We start from the raw sequence: 16,785 nt of genomic DNA, 5'->3' as shown, positions 1-16,785 counted from the left end.
AGTCACCCTTCATGGACAAATACACGCCACGCCAGTGGCTCCCTCACGAAAAACCCACCCTGCCCGGCTCGCCCTCGACGCCACTGCACGCCCCCGGCACGCGTCTGGCCTATGGCGCGGTGGGTCTGCTGGTGGCCATTACCGGCGGGCTGGGCAACGCCCTGGTCACCGCCAACCTGACCTTCCTGCAGGGCGCCCTGGGCGCGACCACCGCCGAAATGGCCTGGCTGCCGGCCGCCTTCGTCATGACCAACGTGTCGATGAACCTGCTGCTGGTGAAGTTCCGCCAGGAGTTCGGCCTGCGCGCCTTCACCGAGGTGTTCCTGGTGCTTTACGCCCTGGTCACCTTCGCCCACCTGTTCGTCAACGACCTCAACTCGGCGGTCGCCGTGCGCGCGGCGCATGGCATGGTCGGTGCTGCGCTCAGTTCCCTGGGGCTGTACTACATGATCCAGGCCTTCCCCGCGCAGTGGCGACTGAAGGCCATGGTGCTGGGGCTGGGCGCCTCGCAACTGGCCATACCGCTGGCCCGGGTGTTTTCCGAAGACCTGCTGCAGATCGCCGAGTGGCGCGGCCTGTACATGTTCGAACTGGGCCTGGCGCTGACCGCGCTGGGCTGCGTGTTGCTGCTCAAGCTGCCACCCGGTGATCGTTTCAAGACCTTCGAGCCGCTGGATTTCCTGACCTTTTCACTGATGGCCGGCGGTACCGCGCTGCTGTGCGCCGCGCTGTCCCTGGGGCGCATCGACTGGTGGCTCGACGCACCCTGGATCGGCGTTGCCCTGGCCGGCGCGATCGGCCTGATCTGCGCGGGCCTGGCGATCGAGCACAACCGCAGCAACCCGTTGCTGATGACCCGCTGGCTGGGCAGCGCCGCGGTGATCCGACTGGCCCTGTGCGTGATCCTCATCCGCATGGTCACCTCGGAGCAGTCGACCGGCGCGGTGGGCTTTCTGCAGACCCTCAACATGGGCACCGAGCAGCTGCGTCAGCTGTACTGGATCATGCTGCTGGGCGCTGTCGCCGGGCTGGCCACCAGCGCCTTGACCATCAACCCGCAACACCTGGTGATGCCGCTGTTCATCTCGCTGGGCCTGATGGCCACCGGCGCGTTCATGGACAGCAGCTCGAGCAACCTGACCCGGCCAGCGCAGATGTACCTGAGCCAGTTCATGCTGGCCTTCGGCAGCACCTTTTTCCTTGGTCCTTCGATGGCTCTGGGCATCAGCCATGTACGCGCCAACCCGCGCAATCTGGTCAGCTTTTCGGTGATGTTCGGGATCTGCAACAGCCTCGGCGGGCTGATCGGTGCGGCCTTGCTCGGCACCTTCCAGACCGTGCGGGAGAAATTCCATTCGAGCAACCTGGCCGAGCAACTGGGCCGTCTCGAACCGCTGGTCAACGCCCGCGTGCAAAGCGGCGGCAGCGGCTATGCCGGGCTGATCGCCGACCCCAGCCTGCGCAGCGAGGTCGGCACTCGCCTGCTGGCCAGCGCGGCTACCCGTGAGGCCAACGTGCTGGCCTACAACGACGTGTTCATGCTGATCGGCGGGATTGCCGTGTTGACCATGCTGTGGATCTTTATCCGCAGCCTCTGGGTCTGGTACACGACCCGCCAGGCCAGCCCCTCCACTTCCACCCCCGGCGCCAGCAACAGATGACCCAAGAGACACCGACCACTTCGACAACGGCCATCGCAGAAACCCCGGAAGGCCTCACGCCGCCCAACGCGCCCAGCAGCCCGACCCGCTCCCGCCGGGTGCGCGTACTGTCATCGCTGATCTTTGGCGGGGTGGCCCTCGCCGGCATCCTGTTGGTGCTCTACGCCTGGCGCCTGCCGCCGTTCGGCAGCGCCATCGAGAGCACCGAAAACGCCCTGGTCCGCGGCCAGGTGACGATCATCGGCCCGCAGTTGGCCGGCTATATCGTCGAAGTGCCGGTGCACGACTTCCAGTTCGTCAAGGCCGGCGACCTGCTGGTGCGCCTCGACGACCGCATCTACACCCAGCGCCTGGCCCAGTCGATCGCCCAGTTGCAGCAACAGCAGGCGGCCCTGGCCAATAACCTGCAGCAACGCAAGAGCGCCGAGGCGACCATCGTCCAGCGCCAGGCGGCGATCACCGACGCCGCCGCGCAGGCCCAGCAGAGCCAGGCCGAGCTGCGCCGCAACCAGGCGCTGGTCAGTGACGGTTCGGTGTCACGCCGCGAGCTGGATGTCGCCCGCGCCAGCAACGCGGCCACCGTCGCCAGCCTGGCCCAGGCCAAGGCGGCGCTGGAGATCGCCCGCCAGGACCTGCAGACGGTGATCGTCAACCGCGCCTCGTTGGAAGCCGCGGTGGAAAACGCCAAGGCCGCCGTCGAGCTGGCGCGCATCGACCTGGACAACACCCGCGTGGTCGCCCCGCGCGATGGCCAGCTTGGCCAGATCGGCACGCGCCTGGGCGCCTACGTCAACTCCGGGGCGCAGTTGATGGCGCTGGTCCCGGACACCCTCTGGGTAATCGCCAACCTCAAGGAAACCCAGATGGCCAAGGTGCGCATCGGCCAGCCGGTGCGCTTCACCGTCGATGCCCTGGACCACCTCGAACTGCGCGGCCACGTACAGCAGATCTCGCCCGCGACCGGCTCGGAGTTCGCCCTGTTGCAGGCCGACAACGCCACCGGCAACTTCGTCAAGATCGCCCAGCGCATCCCCGTGCGGATCACCGTCGACCCCGAGCAGCCAGAAGCACACCGGCTGCGCCCGGGGATGTCGGTGGTGGTCGAGGTCGATACGCGCCAGCTGCATGAGTGAGGCTCAGGCTTACCCCTAAAACCACCCTTTAGTGCCTGAACGAATTGCCTGCCGATGCCGTCGTGCCACGATTGCGCCGCTCTAGCCCGTGGGTTTTAATCCGGACCCACCGGTCACTCCGGCAACTTTTCGTTCTCCGCATCTCAAGGACGCACGACCATGTACAGGACGCTCGCACCGCTGGCGCTGCTGGCCACCCTGGCCGGCTGCTCGGACAGCAAGGAGGTCACCGAGGCCCACTTGCACAAAGCCGCCCAGGCCTACCTCGACACCCAGTACCCTCACTGTTTCGTGGTCACGTCGTTCCCGACCAAGACCCAGGATTTCGACGTCAACGGCACCAACAAGGCGCTGCACGCGCTGGCCGCGGTCGGCGTTGTCACGGAAAAGGAAATCTCCCGTACCGAAGTGCCCGAGCGCCTGTGGCAGCGGGCACGCACCGATATCTACTACGCCTATGACCTGACCGACGAAGGCCGCAAGTACTACAAGGCCGACGGGCACAAGCTGCTCAATGGCAAGACCGTGGGTGGGTTGTGTTTCGGCAAGGCGCAGGTGACCGGCATCGAGCAGTTCAGTGAGCCGGGGGAATTGGCGGGGCAGAAGGTGTCGCGGGTGACCTACGCCTACAGCATCACCGGGTTGCCTGAGTGGGCGGCGAATGATGGCGTCAGGGGCAGTGTTGCCGGGTTGGACAAGGTGGTCGCCAGTGGCGCTACGCCGTTGAAGGAAACGCAGGGGATGGTGTTGACCAACGATGGCTGGGTGCATGAGCGGTTGCTTGGGAAGTAGGGGGTTGGGGTGGTGGATTGTGAGCTTATCCATTTGATGTGGTGGCGCTTCTGGCCCCTTCCGCCCTTACGGCGGGTCACTTTTTTTCTTGGAAAAAAGTAACCAAAAACCGCCGGCTCCCACATACGGCCCTCCGCTGCGCTGCGGGTTCCCTCACTCCGGTCTTGCTCCCGCGTGGACCGGGCTGTACGGGCCTTCCTGGCCCGCAGCCCTTGCCGGCCTTCCTGGCCGTCACCTCGCTCCGCAAGACCTCCGTTCGGCCTCCTGAGGTCGCCAAGTTACGGGTGGCGCCTGGGCTGGCGTTATCTTCGATAGTGGCAATGGTGGTGGATAGCCTGGCCTCTTCGCGGGTAAACCCGCTCCCACAGGGACCGCAGTGGCCTTACAGTCAGCAGATAACCTGTGGGAGCGGGTTTACCCGCGAAGAGGCCGGAACTGCCAATGCACATTCTGGCGCTGACGCGCTATACCGCCCTTATAAACAAGCGAGAGCGAAGCGATTCGCCAGCCGTTGCCCTGGCCGTTGATCTTGATCTGGCTTGTGATCTTGATCTACTGCGACTTCAGGAGGCCGAACGGAGGTCTTGCGAAGCGAGGTGACGGCCAGGAAGGCCGGCAAGGGCTGCGGGCCAGGAAGGCCCGTACAGCCCGGTCCTCGCGGGAGCAAGGCCGGAGTGAGGGAACCCGTAGCGCAGCGAAGGGCCGGATGCAGGAGCAAGCGGTTTTTGGTTACTTTTTTCCAAGAAAAAAAGTGACCCGCCGTAAGGGCGGAAGGGGCCAGCAGCAGCACCCCATCAAACGGATATGCCCCACCACCGCCCCCGCCACCGCCCCCCACCCAAAGCCCCTAAACCAAAACACACCGGTCGAAAAACCGCTCCCGCCCAAGGATCACCAACGCCGCCCGCTTGTGCGGAAAATCGAACTCCTTGTCACAGTGGAAGCCCTGATCCTGCAGATACCCGATCATCTTCGCATTGTCCGCCCGAGGCTCGACCACGATCCGTTGGGTCCGCGGGTCATCCAGGAACAGGTAGTGCACCAGCGCCGACATCCAGCTGGCGACCTTGTGCGGCCCCCGGTGGCTCTCCTCCCCGACCAGCATGTGCATCCCGCGATCATAATCATCCGCCTGACAGAACGGCGCGATGCGATCTTCCTTGGCCCAATACGCCTCGAAATAGGCAAACGGCTGGTCATCGAAACAGCCAATCAAGGTCAAGGCATGCGGGTCGGCCGCAAGCTTGGTCAGGTACTCACGGTGCTGCTCCAGGCTCCCCTGCTCCTGCCAGAAATGCGCCACACGCGGGTTGTTCTGCCAGCGGCTGTAGCGCTCCAGGTCCTCCTCGATCTCCAGCGTACGCAGCGACACCCACGCCCCCAGGCGCGAGTCGAAACGCCGGTACACCTCACCGCGCGGCTTGGGTGCTCGGCGCGGGTGACGCTTGCCATCGCTCATCTGCATCTGCTGCGGGTACACCGCGCTGATCGACTCGCCCAACCACGGCTGCGGCAACTGCCAGAACAGCGTGCGTTCGCTCAGGTACACACCCGCCTGCGCAGTGGCCAGCAACAGACCCGTCGCCTGAGCCTGCGGCACGGCGTCGGGCAAATGCCACTGCAAGCGCTGACAACCCACGTCACGCGCGAACAGCCAATAACACGCCGCCCACAGCGCCTGCTGAACACGCTCGCTGCAGATCTCCTGCAGGTGCACCGCCAGCACCTCGCCCGGCACCAGGCGCAGTTGAATCAGCGGCCGCCCTTCGAGGGTCAGGCTCAGCCGAGCGTCCCCCTCATCGGCACTCAGGCTCCCCCAACGGGGCAAGGACAGGGGCTGCGAGGCGACATCGAACGGCATGGTCTTGGCTCACGAAAGATGAAAGAAGGACTTACCACTGAAACGTCATGAGCCGGCGCTAATTTAGTCGCCAGGCGCCGCGACGCTGATCCGGTAAGGCGTGAAGATGCGCAGCAGTTCGCCGTTGTCACGCAGGCGGCGCAGCAGCGAAGCGAAGGTCGCGCCACTGATGGGCGCGCCTGGGCGGAGCAAGGCGTAATGGTGATAGACCTGGTCGACCCGCTCGGACGCCATCAACTGGTCGCGGCTACCCGGGTTACGCACCAGGAAGTCGCTGAAGAACGAACGCGTGACCAAGGCGATCTCGGCGCGCCCACGCTGGACCATGAACAGGTTGCTGTCATGCGAATAGGTCAGCGTCGCGCTGTAGGTTTCAACCAGCTGGCGCGGGTCGGAATTGAAATGGGCGAACGCATAGTGGTAGCCGTTGAACAGTGCCAATCGTTTGCCACGCAGCTCGTCAAAATAGTGCTGGTCGCGCCCAGGCTGCTGCCGGGCGACAAAGATCTCGGCGTCTTCCAGGCCCATGTCCACCGCCTGGTGCGGGATCTGCTGCCAGCCCCATTGCGGGTTCTCGAAGATGGCCATGTCGGTACGGCCCTGCTGGAAATCGCCAAAGCGTCGGGGGATCGAGGTCGGCACCAGCACGAAGCGGTAATCCTGCTGCAGCGCGTTGAGCGCCTCGGCCAGCTGCGCCAGCAAGCCGCGCTCGGCGCCCTGCTCCGGGCGCACGGTATACGGGGGGAAGTGCGCCGCGCCGATCCTGATCTCGACCCCTTGTTCGGCCCAGGCGGGCACCGCCAGCCACGACAGCGCGAACAGTAGCAGGGCAGAAAAGGCCTTGAGCCTGGGCAGTGGAGTCAAGACGGAACACTCGATACGGGATGGGACCTTGGTACACGTAAGCTAGGCGTTTTCCTACCCTGGCACAACCGTCGGCTATGCCAAAGTGCCATGGGATGCCTCGGCGGCCGACTTTGGCTACGCTCTAGCAAGTCTTGCAAGGGAGCCCGCCATGGCCCATTGGTTAGTGATCGACCTGGAGGCCACCACCGATGACGGCGGCTGGCCGGTCACGGAAATGGAAATCATCGAAATCGGCGCCAGCCTGGTGACCCGGGAAGGCCGCGAAGTGGACCACTTCCAGTGCTTCGTCCGGCCCAAGCGACGGCCGCAACTGACGCCGTTCTGCCGCGAGCTGACCCACATCAGCCAGGCCGACGTGGACGCCGCCGCGTGCTTTCGCGAAGCCTGGGCGCAGTTCGAAGGCTGGCTCGGCGAGCAGGCCGAGGCGCTGCAGGCGTGGGTCAGCTGGGGCGACTATGACCGCCGGCAACTGCTCCAGGAATGGCACGACTACAAGGTCCGCAGCCGCCTGCAGGACCTGCCGCACATCAACCTCAAGCAGCGCTTCGCCAAGGCCCGACACCTGCAGCGCCCGGCCGGCCTCAACGGCGCCTTGCAACTGGCCGGCCTGCAGTTCACCGGCCAGCAGCATCGCGCCCTCGAAGACGCCCGCAACACCGCGCGCCTGCTGCCCCTGAGCCTGCCGGCCAACGGCGCCTGAAAGCAGATGACGACGGGGCGGGCCTTGGGCATACTGGCCAGCCCTTTTTCTCATCCTTTTTCAGGAGTCGCCCCATGTTCAAGGTCAACGAGTACTTCGATGGCACCGTCAAGTCGATCGCCTTCACCGGTGAAGAAGGTCCGGCCACCGTTGGCGTGATGGCCCCGGGCGAATACGAGTTCGGCACCGCCAAGCGCGAAATCATGCACGTGGTTTCCGGCGCCCTGAACGTCAAGCTGCCAGGCAGCGACAACTGGGAAAACTTCACCGCCGGCAGCCAGTTCAACGTGCCAGCCGACAGCAAGTTCCAGCTGAAAGTGGCTGTTGAGACCGCTTACCTGTGCGAGTACCGCGACTGATCTATTGAATGTGCGGCCTCTTCGCGGGTAAACCCGCTCCCACAGGGTTCACATTGCCCCCTGTGGGAGCGGGTTTACCCGCGAAGAGGCCGGCACAGGCAACCGATTATTGCCGAATAAACGCCGCCACCCGCTCCGCCGTCGTCTGCAAATGCCCCTCGTGGGTCAGCCCCGACGCCTTCAACGGCTTCAGGTCATGGTCCGCCGCCCCCAGCCAGCACACCTCGATCGCTGGCGACAGCTCATACCCTTCGACCGCCTGCCGGTTACCCAGCGCATCGCGCTCACCCTGAACGATCAGCGTCCGCGTGCGTAACCCTGCGAGATGCTCGACCCGCGGCTTCTCCGGCTTGCCCACCGCATAGAACGGATAGCCCAGGCACACCAGCGCATCGACCTCCAGCTCATCCGCCAACAGGCTGGCCATGCGCCCGCCCATCGACTTGCCGCCAATCGCCAGCGGCCCTGTGACCAAAGGTCGCACCTGCCGGTACACCTCACGCCAGCATTCCAGCAGCACCTTCTGCGGATTGGGCGGCCGCTTGCCGCCGTTCAGGCGCCGTTCGGCCATGTACGGAAACTCGAAGCGGACCACGCCCACCCCTTGTGCCGCCAGCCTTTGCGCCATGTCGTCCATGAACCCGCTGTCCATCGGCGCGCCCGCGCCGTGGGCCAGGATCAAACAGCCCGAATAGCCGTGATCACCGCCCATTTGCGGAGGATCGCAGCGCAAGCCTGGGACATTTCCCACATGCGGCCATTGACCCCCGTCAATACCGGCACTTTGCCCTTCTTTCATTCTTGCCTCGCTGTTTAGCCTGCCTATAACCGTGGATGGGAACCCATACATGAACACAACACCCAGTACCGCCTATAACTACAAGGTGGTCCGCCAATTCGCCATCATGACGGTGGTGTGGGGAATCGTCGGGATGGGACTCGGCGTTTTCATCGCCGCACAACTCGCCTGGCCCTCCCTCAACTTCGACCTGCCGTGGACCAGCTTCGGCCGCCTGCGCCCGCTGCATACCAATGCGGTGATCTTCGCCTTTGGCGGCTGCGCGCTGTTTGCCACCTCGTATTATTCGGTGCAACGCACCTGCCAGACCACCCTGTTCGCACCCAAGCTGGCGGCGTTCTCGTTCTGGGGCTGGCAACTGGTGATCGTGCTCGCGGCCATCACCCTGCCGCTGGGCTACACCAGCTCCAAGGAATACGCCGAACTCGAATGGCCGATCGACATCCTCATCACCATTGTCTGGGTGGCCTACGCGATCGTCTTCTTCGGCACGCTGATGAAGCGCAACACCAAGCACATCTATGTCGGCAACTGGTTCTTCGGTGCGTTCATCCTTACCGTGGCGCTGCTGCACATCGTCAACAACCTGGAAATCCCGGTCAGCCTGACCAAGTCCTACTCGGTCTACGCCGGCGCCACCGACGCCATGGTGCAGTGGTGGTACGGGCATAACGCGGTGGGCTTCTTCCTCACCGCGGGCTTCCTCGGGATGATGTACTACTACGTGCCCAAGCAGGCCGAGCGGCCGGTGTATTCCTATCGCCTGTCGATCGTCCACTTCTGGGCGCTGATCACCCTGTACATCTGGGCCGGCCCGCACCACCTGCACTACACCGCCCTGCCCGACTGGGCACAGTCGCTGGGCATGGTCATGTCGCTGATCCTCCTGGCGCCAAGCTGGGGCGGCATGATCAACGGCATGATGACCCTCTCCGGGGCCTGGCACAAACTGCGCAGCGACCCGATCCTGCGCTTTTTGGTGGTGTCGCTGGCGTTCTACGGCATGTCGACCTTCGAAGGCCCGATGATGGCCATCAAGACGGTCAACGCGCTGTCCCACTACACCGACTGGACCATCGGCCACGTGCATGCCGGCGCCCTCGGCTGGGTGGCGATGATCTCGATCGGTGCGCTGTACCACACCATCCCGAAGATCTACGGCAAAGAGCGCATGTACAGCATCGGCCTGATCAACGCGCACTTCTGGCTGGCGACCATCGGCACCGTGCTGTACATCGCCTCGATGTGGGTCAACGGCATCGCCCAAGGCCTGATGTGGCGCGCGGTCAACAGCGACGGCACGCTCACCTACTCGTTCGTCGAAACCCTGGTGGCCAGCCACCCCGGCTTCATCGTGCGCTTCGTCGGCGGTGCGATCTTCCTCAGCGGCATGTTCCTGATGGCCTGGAACACCTGGCGCACGGTGCGTGCACCGCACGCCGCGACCGCCCCTGCGAACGCCCAGCCGGCCTGAGGAGACACGCCTGATGAAACATGAAGTCATCGAGAAAAACGTCGGCCTGCTGGCCTTGCTGATGGTCCTCGCCGTCAGCGTCGGCGGCCTGACCCAGATCGTCCCGCTGTTCTTCCAGGACGTCACCAACAAGCCGGTCGAAGGCATGAAGCCCTACACCGCCCTGCAGCTCGAAGGCCGCGACATCTATATCCGCGAAGGCTGCGTGGGTTGCCACTCGCAGATGATCCGCCCGTTCCGCGCCGAAACCGAACGCTACGGGCACTACTCGGTGGCCGGCGAAAGCGTCTGGGACCACCCCTTCCTGTGGGGCTCCAAGCGCACCGGGCCGGACCTGGCGCGGGTCGGTGGGCGCTACTCGGACGACTGGCACCGCGCGCACCTGTACAACCCGCGCAACGTCGTGCCCGAGTCGAAGATGCCGTCCTACCCGTGGCTGGTCGCGCATGAAGTCGACAACAGCCATACCGACGGCAAGATGCGCGCGCTGCGCACCCTGGGCGTGCCGTACAGCGACGCGGACATCGCCGGCGCCCGCGACGCGGTCAAGGGCCACACCGAGATGGATGCCCTGGTGGCGTACCTGCAGGTGCTCGGCACCGCGATCAAGAACAAGAGGTAAGCGATGGAACTGTCAATCGACATCGGCATGATCCGTGGGCTCGGCACCCTGGTGGTGATGATCGCCTTCATCGGCCTGAGCCTGTGGGTGTTCAACCGTCGCCGTGACCGTGATTTCGCCGAAGCGGCGCTGCTGCCCTTCGACGATGACCGCCTGCCCGCCGCCGGGCAGGAACCTGCCATGAGGAATAACCGGCAATGACCACCTTCTGGAGTACCTACATCAGTGTACTGACCCTCGGCAGCCTGATCGGCCTGACCTGGCTGCTGCTCAGCACCCGCAAGGGCCAGAGCAGCGACACCACCGACCAGACCATGGGCCACAGCTTCGACGGTATCGAGGAGTACGACAATCCGCTGCCCAAATGGTGGTTCTGGCTGTTCGTCGGCACCCTGGCGTTCGGCGTTGGTTACCTGATCCTCTACCCCGGCCTGGGCAACTGGAAAGGCATCCTGCCCGGCTACGAGAACGGCTGGACCCAGGTCGATGAATGGCAGCGCGAGATGGACAAGGCCGACGCCCGCTTCGGGCCGATCTTCGCCAAGTTCGCCGCCATGCCGGTGGAAGAGGTGGCCAAGGACCCGCAGGCGCTGAAAATGGGCGGCCGGCTGTTCGCCTCGAACTGCTCGGTGTGCCATGGCTCGGACGCCAAGGGCGCCTACGGCTTCCCCAACCTGACCGACCAGGACTGGCGCTGGGGCGGCGAGCCGGAGACCATCAAGGCGTCGATCATGGGCGGTCGGCATGGCGTGATGCCGGCCTGGTCAGAGGTGATCGGCGAGCAGGGCGTGGCCGATGTGGCGGCGTTCGTGTTGACCAACATGGACGGCCGCAGCCTGCCCGAAGGGGTCAAGGCCGACCCGCTGAAGGGCCAAGAGATCTTTGCCGCCAACTGTGTCGCCTGTCATGGCCCAGAAGGCAAAGGCACGCCGGTGATGGGCGCGCCTGACCTGACCCACCCGCAGGCGTTCATCTATGGCTCGAGCTTCGCGCAGCTGCAACAGACCATTCGCTATGGTCGCCAAGGGCAGATGCCCGCGCAGGAAGAGATCCAGGGGCATGACAAGGTGCACCTGCTGGCCGCGTATGTGTACAGCCTGTCGCATGAACAACCCGCTGAAACCGTAACTGCCAAGTAACATCCCTGGGGCCGCACAGCGGCCCCAGAATTTGCCCGCAATACCCCTCCCCTTGCACCCCCCCCGAACAGAACTAAGCTTGTTGCCAAAGTGGCCACGCATCCAGCGTTGGCCTACGACGCGGCGCATGGCCTGACGCTGCGCAGTCTTTCGAACGGTTCGCCTACGGCTTGAGGATGAGCAAACAGCCGCCCTTGGCCGTCAAAAAACCCTGACCGTTCGATCAGAAAAAGATGAAAAACGGTACACATTACAAGAATTTATTTGTGTACAATCTTCCGAACCCGACAGCCGCGGGACGGCGGTAGAGGGCCTGGACACGGGTCGGCGCAAGGAGCCTTGCGTTGCCATAACCCTGGTGGTTATCAATACTGGCGCCGATTTTTCAACCAACAAGAACTACCCAAACCGTGGAACCTTAGAATGAGCACAGCAATCAGTCCGACTGCTTATAACTATAAGGTGGTCCGCCAGTTCGCCATCATGACGGTGGTCTGGGGGATCCTTGGCATGGGCATCGGCGTCTTCATCGCCTCGCAACTGGTATGGCCACAGCTCAACCTGGACCTGCCATGGACGAGCTTCGGCCGCCTGCGCCCCCTGCACACCAACCTGGTGATCTTCGCCTTCGGCGGTTGTGCGCTGTTCGCCACCTCGTACTACGTGGTGCAGCGCACCTGCCAGACCCGGCTGATCTCCGACGCGATGGCCGCCTTCACCTTCTGGGGCTGGCAGGCGGTGATCGTCAGCGCACTGATCACCTTGCCGATGGGCTACACCACGACCAAGGAATACGCCGAGCTGGAGTGGCCGATCGCGATCCTCCTGGCGATCGTCTGGGTCACCTACGGGCTGGTGTTCTTCGGCACTATCGTCAAGCGCAAGACCAAGCACATCTATGTCGGCAACTGGTTCTACGGCGCCTTCATCGTGGTCACGGCGATGCTGCACATCGTCAACCACATCTCGCTGCCGGTCAGCCTGTTCAAGTCCTACTCGGCCTATGCCGGCGCTACCGATGCGATGATCCAGTGGTGGTATGGGCACAACGCGGTGGGCTTCTTCCTGACCACCGGTTTCCTGGGGATGATGTACTACTTCGTGCCCAAGCAGGCCGAGCGGCCGATCTACTCGTACCGGCTGTCGATCGTGCACTTCTGGGCGCTGATCACCCTGTACATCTGGGCCGGCCCGCACCACCTGCACTACACCGCCCTGCCCGACTGGGCGCAGTCGCTGGGCATGGTCATGTCGATCATCCTCCTGGCGCCCAGCTGGGGCGGCATGATCAACGGCATGATGACCCTCTCCGGGGCCTGGCACAAACTGCGTACCGACCCGATCCTGCGCTTCCTGGTGGTGTCGCTGGCGTTCTACGGCATGTCGACCTTCGAAGGGCCGATGATGGCGATCAAGACCGTCAACTCGCTGTCGCACTACACCGACTGGACCATCGGCCACGTGCATGCCGGCGCCCTCGGCTGGGTGGCGATGATCTCCATCGGCGCCGTCTACCACATGATTCCCAAGCTCTACGGCCGGGCCCAGATGCACAGCGTCGGGCTGATCAACGCGCACTTCTGGCTGGCGACCATCGGCACCGTGCTGTACATCGCCTCGATGTGGGTCAACGGCATCACCCAAGGCCTGATGTGGCGCGCAATCAACGACGACGGCACCCTCACCTACTCGTTCGTCGAGGCGCTCCAGGCCAGCCACCCGGGCTATATCGTCCGCGCGCTGGGCGGTGCGTTCTTTGCCTCGGGCATGCTGTTGATGGCCTACAACGTGTTCCGCACGGTGCGTGCCGCTGATGCCACACAAGCGCAAGACGCCGCCAAGATCGTCGTCGTGGGAGCCCACTGATGAAGCATGAAGCAGTCGAGAAGAACATCGGCCTGTTGGCCTTCTTCATGGTCATCGCCGTGAGCATCGGCGGCCTGACCCAGATCGTCCCGCTGTTTTTCCAGGACGTCACCAACAAGCCGGTCGAAGGCATGAAGCCGCGCACCGCGCTGGAACTCGAAGGGCGCGATATCTACATCCGCGAAGGCTGCGTGGGCTGCCACTCGCAGATGATCCGCCCGTTCCGCGCCGAGACCGAGCGCTACGGGCACTACTCGGTGGCCGGTGAAAGCGTCTGGGACCACCCGTTCCTGTGGGGCTCCAAGCGCACCGGGCCGGACCTCGCCCGGGTCGGTGGGCGCTACTCCGATGACTGGCACCGCGCGCACCTGTACAACCCGCGCAACGTCGTGCCCGAGTCGAAGATGCCGTCCTACCCGTGGCTGGTCGAGAACACGCTCGATGGCAAGGACACCGCGAAAAAGCTCGACGTACTGCGCACCCTGGGCGTGCCGTACACCGACGCGGACATCGCCGGCGCGGCCGACGCGGTCAGGGGCAAGACCGAGATGGACGCCCTGGTGGCGTACCTGCAAGGCCTTGGCACCATCATCAAAAGCAAACGGTGACGCTGATGGATATCGGAATGATCCGCGGCCTGGGCACCGTGGTGGTGATGGTGGCCTTCGTCGGCCTGGCGCTGTGGGTGTTCAACCCGCGGCGCAAGCAGGAGTTCGACGAAGCGACCCGCCTGCCGTTCGCGGATGACCCCGAGGCCAGCCAGCACGTCGAGCAAGCGCAAGCGAAAGCTTTGGATAAAGCTTCTGGGAGCAAACAACAATGACAACCTTCTGGAGTCTGTACGTCAGCGTGCTGACGTTGGGCACTATCTTCGCCCTGACCTGGCTGTTGCTGTCGACCCGCAAGGGCCAGCGCGAAGAGATCACCGACGAGACCGTCGGGCACGCCTTCGATGGCATCGAGGAATACGACAACCCGCTGCCCAAGTGGTGGTTCTGGCTGTTCGTCGGCACCATCATCTTCGCCCTCGGCTACCTGGTGCTGTACCCCGGCCTGGGTAACTGGAAAGGCATCCTGCCCGGCTACAGCTACCTGGATACCGACAAGCAGACCGAGTTCAGCAATGGCCAGCCGGGCTGGACCGGCGTGCACGAGTGGGAAAAGGAAATGGCCAAGGCCGACGCGCGCTTCGGGCCGATCTTCGCCAAGTTCGCGGCGATGCCGATCGAGGACGTGGCCAAGGACCCGCAAGCGCTGAAGATGGGTGGCCGACTGTTCGCCTCCAACTGCTCGGTGTGCCACGGCTCCGATGCCAAGGGCGCGTATGGCTTCCCCAACCTGACCGACAACGACTGGCGCTGGGGCGGTGAGCCGGAGACCATCAAGACCACCATCATGAACGGCCGTCATGGGGTCATGCCGGCGTGGTCGGAAGTGATTGGCGAACAGGGCGTGGCGGATGTTTCCGCCTACGTGCTGACCAACCTCGACGGGCGCACGCTGCCGGAAGGGGTCAAGGCCGATGCGGCCAATGGCCAGAAGATCTTCGCGGCCAACTGCGTCGCCTGCCACGGGCCTGAGGCCAAGGGCACGCCGGCCATGGGTGCGCCGAACCTGACGCATCCGCAGGCGTTCATCTACGGCTCGAACTTCGCCCAGTTGCAGCAGACCATTCGCTATGGTCGCCAGGGGCAGATGCCGGCACAAGCGGACTTGCAGGGGAATGACAAGGTGCACCTGCTGGCGGCGTATGTGTACAGCCTGTCGCATCAGGCCAATGAGGAAACTGCCAAGGCTGATTAGCGGTTTGTCAGTTCTGGCCTCATCGCGGGCAATCCCGCTCCTACAGCGCCTGTAGGAGCGGGTTTACCCGCGATGAGGCCGGCAAATCCAACCCGCAATGACCTGGATCAATTGACACTCGCCATAACACGTTTCAAACCCCAAACCCAACGCGACTAAAGGTCGCACCTCGCCCCACCCTGCCAGCACAGGCGTATCATGGGCCGCAGAGCGCCAGCAGACGGCGCACGACCACGGCCGGCATGCACTGGCCGCGGCATTTCTCCACTGCCGTGGGACTTGATGATGAGCAAGCAGATTCCGCTACATGACGTGACCCCGCCTGCCAGCAAAGGAAAGGATTCCGTCGACCTCTACGCCGCACGCGAGAAAATCTACACGCGCGCCTTCACCGGCGTCTTCCGCCGCTTGCGGATCGCCGGTGGCGCGCTGCTGTTCCTGCTCTATTTCGGCACCGTGTGGCTGAACTGGGGCGGCCACCAGGCGGTCTGGTGGAACCTGCCCGAGCGCAAGTTCTACATCTTTGGCGCGACCATCTGGCCGCAGGACTTCATCCTGCTGTCCGGCATCCTTATCGTCGCCGCCTTTGGCCTGTTCTTCATCACCGTGTTCGCCGGCCGGGTGTGGTGTGGCTACACCTGCCCGCAGAGTGTCTGGACGTGGATCTTCATGTGGTGCGAAAAGGTCACCGAAGGCGACCGCAACCAGCGCATGAAGCTCGACAAGGCGCCGCTGAGCGCCAACAAGCTGCTGCGCAAGACCGCCAAGCACACGATGTGGCTGCTGATCGGCTTTGTCACCGGCATCACCTTCGTCGGCTATTTTTCGCCGATCCGCGAGCTGATGATCGAATTCTTCACCGGCCAGGCCGACGGCTGGGCGTACTTCTGGGTCGGCTTCTTCACCCTCGCCACCTACGGCAACGCCGGCTGGCTGCGTGAGCAGGTGTGCGTGTACATGTGCCCGTATGCGCGCTTCCAGAGCGTGATGTTCGACAAGGACACCCTGATCGTCTCGTACGACCCGCGCCGCGGCGAACTCCGTGGCCCGCGCAAGAAAGACGTCGACTACAAGGCCAAGGGCCTGGGTGACTGCATCGACTGCACGATGTGCGTGCAGGTCTGCCCGACCGGCATCGACATCCGCGACGGCCTGCAGATCGAGTGCATCGGCTGCGCCGCGTGCATCGATGCCTGCGACAGCATCATGGAGAAGATGGACTACCCCAAAGGCCTGATCAGCTACACCACCGAGCACAACCTGTCGGGGCAGAAGACCCACCTGGCCCGGCCGCGCCTGATCGGCTATGCACTGGTGCTGCTGGTGATGATCGGTGCCCTGGCCACGGCGTTCGCCACCCGCTCGCTGGTCGGCTTCGACGTCAGCAAGGACCGCGTGCTGTACCGCGAGAACGCCCAGGGGCGGATCGAGAACGTGTACAGCCTCAAGGTCATGAACAAGGACCAGCGCGACCACGTCTACGTGCTCGACGCCGCCGGCCTGCCCGACCTCAAGCTCGAAGGCCGCCGCGAGATCCCGGTCGCCGCCGGTGATATCGTCAGCCTGCCGGTGCAGCTGTCGGTCGCCCCCGAGCAGTTGCCGTCGACCACCAACGAAGTCACCTTCATCCTCAAGGACGCCGACGACAACGGCACCCAGGTCGAAGCCAAGAGCCGCTTCATCGGCCCGCAAATACGCTAAGGAAACGC

17 protein-coding genes are annotated in these 16,785 nt (G+C 64.1%); 14 read left to right on the top strand and 3 right to left on the bottom strand.

The annotated features are described in order from the left end of the window. The first annotated feature begins 11 nt into the window (after positions 1–11). The 3 genes from CCOS865_RS17460 (at position 12) to CCOS865_RS17450 (ending at position 3,586) form a co-directional block, all read left to right on the top strand. Complete coding sequence (locus CCOS865_RS17460; protein ID WP_119143070.1) at positions 12–1,661, top strand: MFS transporter; 1,650 nt, start codon at positions 12–14, stop codon at positions 1,659–1,661. Beyond that, a complete protein-coding gene (locus tag CCOS865_RS17455) occupies positions 1,658–2,794 on the top strand; it encodes an HlyD family secretion protein (RefSeq protein ID WP_119143068.1) in 1,137 nt (378 codons plus the stop codon). The genes CCOS865_RS17460 and CCOS865_RS17455 overlap by 4 nt, the downstream gene beginning before the upstream one ends. A 159-nt stretch (positions 2,795–2,953) precedes the next feature. Beyond that, the gene (locus tag CCOS865_RS17450) at positions 2,954–3,586 is read left to right on the top strand and encodes a hypothetical protein (RefSeq protein ID WP_119143066.1); all 633 of its coding nucleotides are present in this window, start codon (positions 2,954–2,956) and stop codon (positions 3,584–3,586) included. 847 nt (positions 3,587–4,433) lie between these two features. Here CCOS865_RS17450 and CCOS865_RS17445 read toward each other — a convergent pair. Further along, positions 4,434–5,447, bottom strand: a complete 1,014-nt coding sequence (locus tag CCOS865_RS17445) for a GNAT family N-acetyltransferase (RefSeq protein ID WP_119143064.1) — start codon at positions 5,445–5,447, stop codon at positions 4,434–4,436. Positions 5,448–5,510: 63 nt separating this feature from the next. Continuing rightward, entirely contained in the window at positions 5,511–6,311 is an 801-nt protein-coding gene (locus tag CCOS865_RS17440; protein WP_119143063.1) for a substrate-binding periplasmic protein, read from the bottom strand. 151 nt (positions 6,312–6,462) lie between these two features. Between CCOS865_RS17440 and CCOS865_RS17435 the strand changes: the two genes are divergently transcribed. Further along, on the top strand, positions 6,463–7,014 hold the full coding sequence (locus CCOS865_RS17435; protein WP_119143061.1) for a 3'-5' exonuclease: 552 nt from the start codon (positions 6,463–6,465) through the stop codon (positions 7,012–7,014). 74 nt (positions 7,015–7,088) lie between these two features. Continuing rightward, positions 7,089–7,373 (top strand): pyrimidine/purine nucleoside phosphorylase, encoded by a 285-nt coding sequence (gene ppnP, locus CCOS865_RS17430; RefSeq protein WP_119143060.1) that lies wholly within the window; start codon positions 7,089–7,091, stop codon positions 7,371–7,373. A 106-nt stretch (positions 7,374–7,479) separates the two neighbouring features. Here the strand turns inward: ppnP and CCOS865_RS17420 are convergent, their stop codons facing one another. Further along, positions 7,480–8,172, bottom strand: coding sequence for an alpha/beta family hydrolase (locus tag CCOS865_RS17420; RefSeq protein ID WP_119143058.1), 693 nt, complete (start codon positions 8,170–8,172; stop codon positions 7,480–7,482). 49 nt (positions 8,173–8,221) lie between these two features. On the opposite strand from CCOS865_RS17420, the gene ccoN (CCOS865_RS17415) reads away from it, so the two are divergent. From ccoN (CCOS865_RS17415) to ccoG, 9 genes are all read left to right on the top strand, one after another. Further along, a complete protein-coding gene (ccoN, locus tag CCOS865_RS17415; RefSeq protein ID WP_119143056.1) occupies positions 8,222–9,646 on the top strand; it encodes a cytochrome-c oxidase, cbb3-type subunit I in 1,425 nt (474 codons plus the stop codon). Between the two features lie 13 nt (positions 9,647–9,659). Further along, positions 9,660–10,268, top strand: a complete 609-nt coding sequence (gene ccoO / locus CCOS865_RS17410; RefSeq protein WP_119143054.1) for a cytochrome-c oxidase, cbb3-type subunit II — start codon at positions 9,660–9,662, stop codon at positions 10,266–10,268. Between the two features lie 9 nt (positions 10,269–10,277). Then, on the top strand, positions 10,278–10,469 hold the full coding sequence (locus CCOS865_RS17405; RefSeq protein ID WP_119143170.1) for a cbb3-type cytochrome oxidase subunit 3: 192 nt from the start codon (positions 10,278–10,280) through the stop codon (positions 10,467–10,469). Beyond that, a complete protein-coding gene (ccoP, locus tag CCOS865_RS17400; RefSeq protein WP_119143052.1) occupies positions 10,466–11,407 on the top strand; it encodes a cytochrome-c oxidase, cbb3-type subunit III in 942 nt (313 codons plus the stop codon). The genes CCOS865_RS17405 and ccoP (CCOS865_RS17400) overlap by 4 nt, the downstream gene beginning before the upstream one ends. A 423-nt stretch (positions 11,408–11,830) precedes the next feature. Further along, the gene (gene ccoN / locus CCOS865_RS17390) at positions 11,831–13,273 is read left to right on the top strand and encodes a cytochrome-c oxidase, cbb3-type subunit I (RefSeq protein ID WP_119143050.1); all 1,443 of its coding nucleotides are present in this window, start codon (positions 11,831–11,833) and stop codon (positions 13,271–13,273) included. Beyond that, positions 13,273–13,881 (top strand): cytochrome-c oxidase, cbb3-type subunit II, encoded by a 609-nt coding sequence (gene ccoO / locus CCOS865_RS17385; RefSeq protein WP_119143049.1) that lies wholly within the window; start codon positions 13,273–13,275, stop codon positions 13,879–13,881. Before ccoN (CCOS865_RS17390) ends, ccoO (CCOS865_RS17385) begins: the two co-directional genes overlap by 1 nt. A gap of 5 nt (positions 13,882–13,886) precedes the next feature. Beyond that, entirely contained in the window at positions 13,887–14,096 is a 210-nt protein-coding gene (locus tag CCOS865_RS17380; protein WP_119143047.1) for a cbb3-type cytochrome oxidase subunit 3, read from the top strand. Further along, positions 14,093–15,076: a cytochrome-c oxidase, cbb3-type subunit III gene (gene ccoP / locus CCOS865_RS17375; protein WP_119143045.1), complete on the top strand. Its 984-nt coding sequence runs from the start codon at positions 14,093–14,095 to the stop codon at positions 15,074–15,076. Before CCOS865_RS17380 ends, ccoP (CCOS865_RS17375) begins: the two co-directional genes overlap by 4 nt. Before the next feature lie 285 nt (positions 15,077–15,361). Then, positions 15,362–16,777 carry a cytochrome c oxidase accessory protein CcoG gene (ccoG, locus tag CCOS865_RS17370; RefSeq protein WP_119143043.1) on the top strand — a complete coding sequence of 472 codons (1,416 nt, stop codon included), beginning with the start codon at positions 15,362–15,364 and terminating at the stop codon, positions 16,775–16,777. Positions 16,778–16,785 lie beyond the last annotated feature (8 nt).

The sequence above is a fragment of the Pseudomonas reidholzensis genome (genome assembly GCF_900536025.1).
Lineage (GTDB): Bacteria > Pseudomonadota > Gammaproteobacteria > Pseudomonadales > Pseudomonadaceae > Aquipseudomonas > Aquipseudomonas reidholzensis.
Note: the sequence above shows the minus strand (reverse complement) of the source record. Positions and strands in the feature narration are given on the sequence as shown.